The organism is Rhizobium sp. CSW-27, assembly GCF_018760785.1.
GTDB lineage: Bacteria > Pseudomonadota > Alphaproteobacteria > Rhizobiales > Rhizobiaceae > Neorhizobium.
Genome location: NZ_JAHHZO010000007.1, coordinates 179,053 through 189,059, shown reverse-complemented (window position 1 = coordinate 189,059; position 10,007 = coordinate 179,053). Strand labels below are relative to the sequence as shown.

General features: G+C 65.9%; 10 protein-coding genes. 8 read left to right on the top strand and 2 right to left on the bottom strand.

Annotated features, from left to right (window positions below; translation table 11 throughout):
• Position 1: 1 nt before the first annotated feature.
• Positions 2-1,786: a ShlB/FhaC/HecB family hemolysin secretion/activation protein gene (locus KLP42_RS15345; RefSeq protein ID WP_215567620.1), complete on the top strand. Its 1,785-nt coding sequence runs from the start codon at positions 2-4 to the stop codon at positions 1,784-1,786.
• Between the two features lie 117 nt (positions 1,787-1,903).
• A complete protein-coding gene (locus KLP42_RS15340) occupies positions 1,904-2,515 on the top strand; it encodes an invasion associated locus B family protein (protein WP_215567619.1) in 612 nt (203 codons plus the stop codon).
• Between the two features lie 139 nt (positions 2,516-2,654).
• Here KLP42_RS15340 and KLP42_RS26955 read toward each other — a convergent pair whose 3' ends face one another.
• Positions 2,655-3,095 (bottom strand): beta-barrel domain-containing protein, encoded by a 441-nt coding sequence (locus KLP42_RS26955; protein WP_252193023.1) that lies wholly within the window; start codon positions 3,093-3,095, stop codon positions 2,655-2,657.
• On the opposite strand from KLP42_RS26955, the gene KLP42_RS15335 reads away from it, so the two are divergent.
• The gene (locus KLP42_RS15335) at positions 3,081-3,464 is read left to right on the top strand and encodes a LysR substrate-binding domain-containing protein (RefSeq protein ID WP_353844883.1); all 384 of its coding nucleotides are present in this window, start codon (positions 3,081-3,083) and stop codon (positions 3,462-3,464) included. The two genes, KLP42_RS26955 and KLP42_RS15335, sit on opposite strands and share 15 nt — an antisense overlap.
• A gap of 66 nt (positions 3,465-3,530) precedes the next feature.
• On the opposite strand, the gene KLP42_RS15330 is transcribed toward KLP42_RS15335, so the two are convergent.
• Positions 3,531-4,448, bottom strand: coding sequence for a GNAT family N-acetyltransferase (locus tag KLP42_RS15330; protein ID WP_215567617.1), 918 nt, complete (start codon positions 4,446-4,448; stop codon positions 3,531-3,533).
• Positions 4,449-4,665: 217 nt separating this feature from the next.
• On the opposite strand from KLP42_RS15330, the gene KLP42_RS15325 reads away from it, so the two are divergent.
• Genes KLP42_RS15325 through KLP42_RS15305 form a run of 5 tightly spaced genes read left to right on the top strand, consistent with a single transcriptional unit; the run spans position 4,666 to position 9,977 of the window.
• Positions 4,666-5,589, top strand: coding sequence for a 2-hydroxyacid dehydrogenase (locus KLP42_RS15325; RefSeq protein WP_215567616.1), 924 nt, complete (start codon positions 4,666-4,668; stop codon positions 5,587-5,589).
• A gap of 31 nt (positions 5,590-5,620) precedes the next feature.
• Positions 5,621-5,974 carry a cupin domain-containing protein gene (locus tag KLP42_RS15320; protein ID WP_215567615.1) on the top strand — a complete coding sequence of 118 codons (354 nt, stop codon included), beginning with the start codon at positions 5,621-5,623 and terminating at the stop codon, positions 5,972-5,974.
• A 10-nt stretch (positions 5,975-5,984) separates the two neighbouring features.
• Positions 5,985-7,448 (top strand): aldehyde dehydrogenase family protein, encoded by a 1,464-nt coding sequence (locus tag KLP42_RS15315; protein WP_215567614.1) that lies wholly within the window; start codon positions 5,985-5,987, stop codon positions 7,446-7,448.
• A 10-nt stretch (positions 7,449-7,458) separates the two neighbouring features.
• Positions 7,459-8,505, top strand: a complete 1,047-nt coding sequence (locus KLP42_RS15310) for a tartrate dehydrogenase (RefSeq protein ID WP_215567613.1) — start codon at positions 7,459-7,461, stop codon at positions 8,503-8,505.
• A gap of 11 nt (positions 8,506-8,516) precedes the next feature.
• Positions 8,517-9,977: an NAD-dependent succinate-semialdehyde dehydrogenase gene (locus KLP42_RS15305; RefSeq protein WP_215567612.1), complete on the top strand. Its 1,461-nt coding sequence runs from the start codon at positions 8,517-8,519 to the stop codon at positions 9,975-9,977.
• The last annotated feature ends 30 nt before the right edge of the window (positions 9,978-10,007 follow it).

Here is a 10,007-nt window from a genome sequence, read left to right as displayed (position 1 = left end):
CATGATCACATCGCATTCCCCCCTCACCTGCTCGGTCGACATCTCGACACGCAAGACGCGTCCGGCCCGCTTCGCCCTGCTGCTAGCCGCGGCACTGGATATCGGCCTTGTCGGCTCGGCCATGGCACAGACCGCCAGCCAGCTGACCGAGGGCAGCTATGCGCCGCCCGTCATCCGCGCCGTCGGCGGCGGCATTGAGCTGCCGGCTGTTGTCGGGCTTGCCGCCCCGGCCGGTGCCGAACGGCTGCACGTCACGCCCTCCGGTCTCGTCGTGGAAAACGCGTTGCCGGATCTCGCAGAGGCGACCGCCGCCGTCGAGGCTCGCCTGAAGGGCAAGCGCGTCAGCGGCGCCGATCTCTTCGTCATCGCGCAGGATCTCGAAACCGCCTACGTTCGAGCGGGTTTCCTGCTGGCCCGCGTCTCGCTGCCGCCGCAGACCCTGAAGGACGGCATGCCGCTCAAGCTGGTGGTAACCGACGGCTATGTGGCGGCCATCGACGTCTCCGCCCTGCCCGAGGCGGTGCGCGGCCGGGTTGCCAGCATTCTGAAGCCGCTCGAAGGGCGCAGCGGCCTGAAGAAGGCAGAGCTTGAGCGGCGCATGCTTCTGGCCGGCGACACGCCGGGACTTTCGCTGCGCTCCACGCTGAGGGCTGGCGGCGCTCCAGGCGCCACCATCATCGTCATAGAGGGAGCCTATGCGCCCGTCTCGGGCACCATCGACCTGGACAACAGCCTTTCGAAGGAGATGGGGCGCTACAGCCTCAATCTCGGCGTGGACGTCAACGGCGTGCTCGGACTTGGCGAAACCACCTATGTCCGCCTGAGCGGCTATCCGGGTGCCGGCGACCAGAGCATCTTCGGCGATGATCCGCGCAACCGGCAGATCGTGGCAGGTTTCACCCTGCCGCTCGGCACCGACGGCGTCTGGCTCAATGTGGAAGGCGTCGACAGCAAGACGCATCCGACATCCGATCTCGGCTATACCATGGTCGATGATTACCAGCGCCTGTCCACCCGCCTCGGCTATGGCTGGCTGCGCTCTCGCTCGGCCAATGCCAGCACGCTGATCGGCCTGGACGTTGCCAACGAAAGCCAGAAGATCGACTTCGCAGGCACGCGGAGCGATTTCAGCGAGGACCGGCTGCGTGTTCTTCGCCTGACGCAAACCGGCGACATCATCCTGGACGACGGCAGCCGCCTGTCCGGCAATGGCGTGTTCTCTGTTGGCCTCGATGCGCTGGGCGCGCGGCAGGCAACCGCAGCGCTGCCGCTGTCACGCGATGGCGCCGAGCCGGATTTCAGGAAGTTCGAACTCTCGCTCTCCTATGCGCAGGGCTTTGCGGGCGATCGCGTGCAACTGTCTGTGGCCGCGCGCGCCCAGACCTCCTTCGGCGATCCGCTTGCCGCCTCCGAGCAGATGTCGATCACCGGCATGGACTGGGTCTCCGGCTTCAACAGCGGCGAGATCCAGGCGGATGCCGGGGCCGTGATGCGAACGGAACTGGCTTTTCCCGTCGCCCTGCCGGCGCTTGAGCTCTATCCGGGGCTCGGCAGCGTGGTCTCTCCCTATCTGTTCGCCGCCGGCGGCATCGCCAGGCTGGAAAAGGCAAGCGCCGTCGAGGACGAGATCACCCGCGCGGGCGCCTTCGGAGCGGGCATGAGACTGGCGCTGTCGGAAAAGGCCTCGCCCCGCAGCAGCACGCTGTCGCTGGAATATGCGCATGGTACCGCCTCCGGGCGCAAGACGGAGGACCGCTTCAACCTGCGCTTCCAGGTGGGGTTCTGACGCATTTGCGGTGCCGGTCAGAGCCCCCACGCGGCGCAAGCGCCCTCCAATGACGACAGACGCCGCCGGGACCTTCCTTCCCGGCGGCCGATATAACAGACGATGAAGGACAAGACCGTGCGATTTTCTTCCACCCTCACCCGCCTCGCCGCGATGGCCGCCATCATCGGCCCGGCCGGCTTTCTGCCGCCCTCGATTGCCATGGCGCAAGCGCCGTCTGCCAAGACCGACAAGCCCGAGGCCGCCGCCGTCAGCAACGAGCCGGCGGTTACCACGGCGACCTACGGCAACTGGGTTCTGCGCTGCATTCGCATGCCCGCCAGTGCCGATGGCAAGCAGGCAAGACAATGCGAGATCGTCCAGACCATCCAGGTCGAGGGGCAGTCGCAACCGGTGGCCCAGATCGCGCTCGGACGACTCCCCGGCGACACGGTCCTGCATCTGACCGCCGTTCTACCGGTCAATGTCAGCCTGCCTGGCGGCGTGCATGTCAGCGGCAACGGCAAGGAAGGCGCAGAGGAAAAGGGCGGGCTCGACCTGCAGTGGCGCCGCTGCGCCGGCGGCGCATGCTATGCCGAGGGCAAGCCGGGTGACGATGCACTGAAGATATGGCGCAAGGAAGCCGGTGCGCAGCTGCGCTTCATCGATGCCACCGGCCGCGTCATCGGTCTTCCGCTCTCGTGGAACGGTCTTGCCCAGGCGCTCGATGCGCTGGCAAAGGGAACCTGACGAGGCGGGGCGGGTCGAAATAGGCGGGACTTGCCCGCCATCCCTGCCGCTCCACCGGAAATCTTGGCCGGTGGCGGCAGCCTGCCCTTTCGCTTCGCACGCCCCGGAAAGGAAAGCGTCTGCAGTCTGGCTGCGTCTGTCACGTCTCGCGGAATGCGCGCATCATCATGTCCTGCAGCGGCTTGATGAAATAGGATGCGACGCTGCGCTCTCCGGTCTGGACAAACACCTCGACCGGCATGCCCGCAACAAGTGGCTGGCTTCCCAGACGGGCCATCTGCGCCTGATCGATCGAGATCCGGACGCTGTAATAGGATGCGCCGGTGCGTCGATCCGTCGATATGTCGGGGGAGACCAGCGTCACGGTTCCCTCGATTTCCGGCGTGGTGCGCTGGTTGAACGCGGAAAACCTCAGACGCGCCTCCTGCATCAGATGCAACTGATCGATGTCCTGCGGTTTCATCCGGGCCTCGACGGCAAACAGCGCATCATCCGACACGATCTGCATCAGAACATCGCCGGGGGCGATGACGCCGCCGACCGTGTAGACGGCCTGATTCTGTGCGTGCCGGCCGGGCATCCGTTCTCCCGCCGCACCGCCGTGGAGATGAAGGAACTGACCGGGCTCAATTTCGTGATGCGCGAACGCGGTTCGCTGACACGCGAGGTGTTCGAAAAGAACGTTGCCGATCACGGCATCACGCTCGGACCGGTGATGGAGATATCGACGCGCGAGGGCATTCGCGAGGCGGTCTCGGCCGGTTTCGGTCTCAGTGTCGTCGCCGACCGGGAAATCGGTCATGACAGCCGCCTTGCCTTCGTGCCGATCACTGATGCCACGCATGCCATCCGGGAATACGCGATCTGCCTGACGGAACGCCGCAACCTGCCGCTGATCCGCGATTTCTTCTCCCACGCCGCCGTCTGGATCGGTGCGGCCGCCGAATAGAGGTGCGGCCGCATCGGAAACGATCAGCGGCGAGGCGAAGGGGCCGCTCAGTCGCGGACCCTGCCGTTACGACAGAGCCTGTGTCGCAAGGCCATAGACGATGGGTCTGTCGCCCTCCCCTTCGTCCCCGGCCCCGTCATGCGCCTCCCGGCGGGCAAGCCATGGCCCATGCAGCGACATGCTGGTCACCGTGTCATAGACGAGCATGCCGCAGGACGGCAGGAACTCGGAAAACAGTCCGGCCTGCTGGCGCGTATCGGTGCGCAGGAAGCTGCCCGCATGGCGCTCCACATGCGGCCGCAGAACGGCCACGGCATCCGCATCGCCCGATGCGACGATCGGGCCGACCACATGGCCGCGGCCAAAGGGACGACAGAGCGCATAGGCCACCAGCCGGCCATGCCGCACAAGGCCGGTGCCGCACGACAGTTGCCGCAACTGCTGCAGCGTCCGGCGCCGGTCGGCGCCGAAGGCGCGCCGGTCGAGAGCCGGCAGTTCCTGCCACAGCGCATCGGTAAGTTCCACGACCTCGCCCTCGAAGAGCGGCGTGCCTGCGGCCGGCACGGTCGCTTCGCCCTGGCACTGATATACCGTCGCCTCCCTCGTGAAACCCAGCGACTTGTAGAGCTGGCGGGCCTGGCGGGTGGCATTGAGGCCGATGCGACGGTCGCCAAGGTCGCGCAGGACATGTTCCATCATCATCCGCCCCGCACCCTGCGCCTGCAGCCTTGGCGAGGTGATGACCATGCCGACCGTGGCAAACTCGCCGCCGTGATCGAAACACATGGCCGACCCCAGCACCCGGCCGATCGCATCGCGCGCCACGATACCCTGTCCCAGCGCCAGGACCGTCGCCCAGTCCTGCGGCCGGTGCGGCCAGCCAACCGCAAGCGACAGGGCATGCAGCGATTGCAGATCCGCCTCGGCGATATCGGCGATTTCAAGCTCGAAGGAATCGAGCCGGATCGATGCGTCGCTATCCATGTCTCTTACCCCCCATGCTGCCTGCCCGTCGGCCTGTTCCGTCATACCGCCATCCGTGCCAAACAATCCGCTGCTTCAGGGGTTGCTTTCGAAACAATCGGCTGCCCGGCGAAGAGCTTCGGCAAAAGCATGGGCACCGTCCGCCTATGATCTGGAACAAGGGCGGACGGGCCTGCCTCTGTCAAGGCACATGCCGCCATCACGGCCGGGGAACCAGATGACCTTTCTCTTCCATTCCGATGCGACGCGCGGCGCGATCTTTCGCCATGTCTTCGCCTCCGCCCTGCCCGACCTTCCCTTCGCCATGGATGCCGCCAGCGTCGATCCCGACGCGGTGCGTTATCTGATCACCTGGACGGTGCCCGCAGATATCGGCCGCTATCGCAACCTTGAGATCCTGTTTTCCATCGGTGCGGGCGTTGATCAGTTCCACATCGATGCCGTGCCGGAGCATGTGCAGGTGGTGCGCATGGTGGAAGACGGCATCGTGCGGATGATGCAGGAATATGTGACGATGGCCGTCCTTGCGCTGCACCGGCAGTTGCCCGCCTATCTGGCGCAGCAGGCGACCCACAGTTGGAAATCTCTCGCGCAACCGCAGGCGCACGAGCGCAGGATCGGCGTGCTGGGGCTCGGTCAGCTGGGCCAGGCCGTGCTGGAACGGCTGAAGCCCTTTTCCTTTCCGCTCTCCGGCTGGAGCCGCTCGCAGCGGCAGATCGAGGGCGTCACCTGTCACCATGGCGCAGCAGGCCTCGACGCGCTGCTCGCATCGACCGACATCCTGATCTGCCTCCTGCCCTTGACCGACGAGACGCGCGGCTTCCTGAATGCCGATCTGTTCGCAAGACTTCCGCGCGGCGCCTCATTGATCCATGCGGGTCGCGGACCGCAGCTGAACGAGAACGATCTGCTGGCCGCCCTGGAACACGGACATCTCTCCGGCGCCGTCATCGATGTCACCGATCCCGAACCTTTGCCGCCCGGCCATCCCTTCTGGCAGCATCCGAAGATCATCCTGACCCCGCACGTCGCCAGCGTGACCCAGCCGGAAACGGCGGCGCGCGCCGTCATCGACAATATCCGCCGCCACCGCATCGGCCTTGCCCCCATCGGCCTCGTCGATCGCCGGCGCGGCTACTGACCCACTGCTCCGACAGCCAAAGGACAACACCATGTCGCTTCTGAAGACCATCGATCCCGCCCCCGCCTTCGAGCCGAAGCATGCGCTTCCGGCACCCGAACGACTGATTTCCGGCAGCCCGGCCTTCAAGACCTGGGCACAGGACAGCGCCAAGGACGGCACCGTCCATACCGGCGTGTGGCAGGCAACGCCCGGCGAAACGCACTCGATCAAGGGCGAAACCTTCGAATTCTGCCATATCCTGGAAGGAGTGATCGAACTGACGGAACAGGGCAAGGCGCCCGTCATCTACCGCGCCGGCGACAGCTTCGTGATGAAGCCCGGCTATGTCGGCGTCTGGAAGACGATCGAGACCGTCCGCAAGATCTACGTCACCGTCTCCTGAGCGACCGGCCATGTCGCTCAGCTTCGATCCGGATCGCCTCGATCTTCCGCGGGGGCATTTCATCGGCGGTCGGTATGTGCCGGCGGCCGGCGTGCTTCCCATGCACCGCCCCTCGGATGGCGTGGAATTTGCCGCCTGCCCCGTGGCGTCGGCGGATCTGGTCGATCAGGCCATTGCCAGCGCAAAGGCAGCACTTGCCGCGAGCGGCTGGGCCACCTGTGCCCCCCGCCAGCGCACCCGGGTTCTGCAGCGCTGGGCGGATCTGATGGAAGAGGAGGCGGTGCGGCTGGCGCAGCTGGAAGCCTTCTGTTCGACGCGGCCGGTGGGACAGCTCGTCGCCGGCGACATTGCCGTGACCGCCGAGCAAATCCGCTTCTTCGCGGAGTTCGCCGACAAGGAGGGCAGCGATCTGGTACCGACCGGCGCGGACAGCCTCGGCATGATCATGAGCGAGGCCTATGGCGTGGTGGGAGCGATCACCCCATGGAACGTGCCGCTCTCCATGGCCGGCTGGAAGCTCGGCCCGGCACTTGCCGCCGGCAATGCCGTGGTGCTGAAGCCCTCGGAACTGACCCCTTATTCCACGCTGTTCATAGCCGAGCTTGCCGTGCGGGCCGGCGTGCCGGCCGGGATCGTCAACATCGTGCTGGGCGACGGGGCAACCACCGGCACGGCGATCACCGGCCATCCGGACATTGCCAAGGTGAGCTTTACCGGATCGACCGGCGCCGGCGCTGCGATCATGGAAAACATCGCCCGCAGCGGCATCAGGCCGGTCACGCTCGAGCTTGGCGGCAAGAGCCCGCAGGTGGTCTTTGCCGATGCGGATCTGGATCTCGCCGCCAATGCCGTTGCCACCAGCATTCTCGCCAATGCCGGCCAGGCCTGCGTGGCGGGATCGCGGCTGATCGTGGAGGACAGGGTTGCGGCACGGGTGATCGAGACGGTCCTGCACCGCATGCGGACCGTCACGGCAGGCCCGACCTGGGACGAAGCCAGCACCTATTCGCCGATCATTTCCGATCGCCAGCGCGGACGCATCGATGCCGTGGTGCAGCAGGCGATTGCGGCCGGCGCCGAATGTCTTGCCGGCGGCGGTGCCATCGATCATCCCGGCTATTTCTATGCGCCGACGCTGCTTGCCGGTGTGACGCAGGATTCGACCGCCGTCCGGGAGGAGATCTTTGGTCCGGTGCTGACGGTGCAGACCTTTTCCGACGAGGAGGAGGCGATGCAGCTTGCCGACCATCCGGTCTATGGCCTCGCGGCTGGCCTCTTCACCCGTGACCTGTCGCGCGCCATGCGGCTCACCCGGCGCCTGCAGGCGGGCACCGTCTGGGTTAACCGCTACAGCCGCTCGCGCGACCATATCCTGCCGACCGGCGGTTACAAGCGCTCCGGCATCGGCAAGGATCTCGGCCGCGAAGCCTATCTCGCCAATCGCAAGACGAAGAGCGTGCTGATCAACCTGTGAGGAACACCGCATGAAGACCTATACCATCGCACTGATTCCCGGCGACGGCATCGGCGGCCCCGTCACGCGGGCCGCCTGGCAGGTGCTGGAGCAGGTGGCGAAAACGCAGGGCTTCGGCCTCGCCTCGACAGTCTTCCCGTGGTCCTGCGACTTCTACCGGAAGACCGGCGCGATGATGCCGGCCGATGGCATCGAGACACTGCGCGGCTTCGATGCCATTCTGCTGGGCGCCGTCGGCTGGCCGGCGGAGGTGCCGGATTCGGTGTCGCTGCATGGCCTGCTGCTGCCGATCCGCAAGGCCTTCGTGCAATATGCCAATATCCGCCCGCACCGGCTGCTGCCGGGTGTCGAGGGGCCGCTGAAGGCGGAGCGCTTCGATATCCTTTGCATCCGCGAAAACACCGAGGGCGAATATTCCGGCGCAGGCGGGCGCGTGCATCAGGGCACCGGCGACGAGGTGGCAGTCGAAACCTCCATCTTCACCCGCACGGGCGTCGAGCGCATCCTGCGCTACGGTTTCGAGCAGGCGCGAGGCCGCCGCGGCAAGCTTGCCTCCGTCACCAAATCCAATGCGCAGAAATATTCCATGGTGTTCTGGGACGAGATCACCGCCCGGCTTGCGGCGGAATATCCGGACGTGACGGTGACGAGCTATCATATCGACGCCATGGCGGCGCGCATGGTGATGGCGCCGGAGAGCCTCGATGTGGTGGTTGCGTCCAACCTCTTCGGCGACATTCTGACCGACCTTGGCGCCGCAATCCAGGGCGGGCTCGGCTTTGCCGCCTCCGCCAACATCAATCCCGACCGCTCGGCTCCGTCGATGTTCGAGCCGGTGCATGGCTCGGCGCCGGATATCGCCCATCTCGGCATTGCCAATCCGATAGCCGCCATCTGGTCCGCCGCGATGATGCTGGAGCATCTCGGTGAGGTGGAGGGCGCAAGGGCGATCATGGCAGCGCTGGAGAACACCACTGCGCGCGGCATCGGCACCAAGCCCGGCCGCGACAAGACCGACGACATTACCAGGGCGGTTCTCGCCTCACTCAACGGATGACAGGGACGACGATGATCAAGACACTCAGGGACCAGGGCCTGTTTCGCCAGCAGGCGCTGATTGGCGGGGAATGGAAGGATGCCGCAACGGCGGCGACCGTCGAGGTGATCGAACCGGCCTCGCAGACGGTGCTCGGTACCGTGCCGGATCTCGGGCAGGCGGGAACACAGGCGGCGATCGCTGCTGCGGCAAAGGCCTTCCAGCCCTGGAAAAGGAAGACGCATGCCGAGCGGGCGGTGCTTCTCGAGGCCTGGCACGATCTGATGCTGGCGCATCTGGAGGATCTGGCGCTGATCCTGACGCTGGAACAGGGCAAGCCGCTGGCCGAGGCGCGCGCCGAGATCCGCTACGGTGCCTCCTTCGTCAAATGGTTCGCCGAGGAGGCACGTCGCATCGGCGGCACGACCATTCCTGCCCCGACGGCGGATCGCCGCATCCTCGTACTCAAGGAAGCAGTCGGCGTCTGCGGCATCATCACGCCCTGGAACTTCCCCAATGCCATGATCACCCGCAAGGTGGCGCCGGCGCTGGCCGCCGGCTGCACGGTGGTGATCAAGCCGTCGGAATTCACCCCCTTCTCGGCGCTGGCGCTCGGTGTGCTGGCAGAGCGCGCCGGCATTCCGGCGGGCGTGATCAACATCGTCACCGGCATGCCCACGCAGATCGGCAATGCGCTGATGGCCTCCGATCTGGTGCGGAAGATCTCCTTTACCGGCTCCACACGCGTCGGTGCGCTGCTGATGCGCGGCTCGGCCGACACCATCAAGCGACTGTCGCTGGAGCTTGGCGGCAATGCCCCCTTCATCGTCTTCGAGGACGCGGATCTGGATCTGGCGGTCGAGGGCGTGCTCGCCTCGAAATTCCGCAATGGCGGGCAGACCTGCGTATGCGCAAACCGCATTCTGGTCCAGGCCGGCGTCTATGAGGCATTTGCCGCAAAGCTCTCCGCCCGGGTGGCAGCCATGAAGGTCGGCCCCGGCACCGAAGCCGATGTGCAGATCGGCCCGATGATCAACAAGGCCGCCATCGAAAAGATCGAGCGCCACATCGCGGATGCGGTTGCCAAGGGCGCCCGCATCGTTTCACAGCGCCCACAGACACCGCAGGGCGGCCAATATGCGGCACCGGTGGTGCTGAGCAATGCGACGGTGGACATGCTGCTGGCAAGCGAGGAGACCTTCGGACCCGTCGCACCGCTGTTCCGCTTCGAGACGGAAGAAGAGGCGATCGCCCTGGCCAATGATACGCCCTTCGGGCTCGCCGCCTATTTCTACACCGAAAACCTCAGACGCTCCTGGCGTGTGGGCGAGGCGCTGGAAGCGGGCATGGTGGGGCTCAACACCGGCGCGATCTCGATGGAAGTGGCCCCCTTCGGCGGTGTCAAGCAGTCCGGCCTCGGCCGCGAAGGCTCGCAATTCGGCATCGAGGAATACCTCGAAATGAAGACCTTCCACATCGGCGGGCTTTCCTGAACCACAACGGAAAGGGGCGTTTCCCACCGG

Coding starts and splice junctions, on each gene's coding strand:
- KLP42_RS15345 (WP_215567620.1), top strand. CDS start 2: ATGATCACATCGCATTCCCCCCTCACCTGCTCGGTCGACATCTCGACA.
- KLP42_RS26955 (WP_252193023.1), bottom strand. CDS start 3,095: ATGCCCGGCCGGCACGCACAGAATCAGGCCGTCTACACGGTCGGCGGC.
- KLP42_RS15330 (WP_215567617.1), bottom strand. CDS start 4,448: ATGGATAGCGACGCATCGATCCGGCTCGATTCCTTCGAGCTTGAAATC.
- KLP42_RS15325 (WP_215567616.1), top strand. CDS start 4,666: ATGACCTTTCTCTTCCATTCCGATGCGACGCGCGGCGCGATCTTTCGC.
- KLP42_RS15320 (WP_215567615.1), top strand. CDS start 5,621: ATGTCGCTTCTGAAGACCATCGATCCCGCCCCCGCCTTCGAGCCGAAG.
- KLP42_RS15315 (WP_215567614.1), top strand. CDS start 5,985: ATGTCGCTCAGCTTCGATCCGGATCGCCTCGATCTTCCGCGGGGGCAT.
- KLP42_RS15310 (WP_215567613.1), top strand. CDS start 7,459: ATGAAGACCTATACCATCGCACTGATTCCCGGCGACGGCATCGGCGGC.
- KLP42_RS15305 (WP_215567612.1), top strand. CDS start 8,517: ATGATCAAGACACTCAGGGACCAGGGCCTGTTTCGCCAGCAGGCGCTG.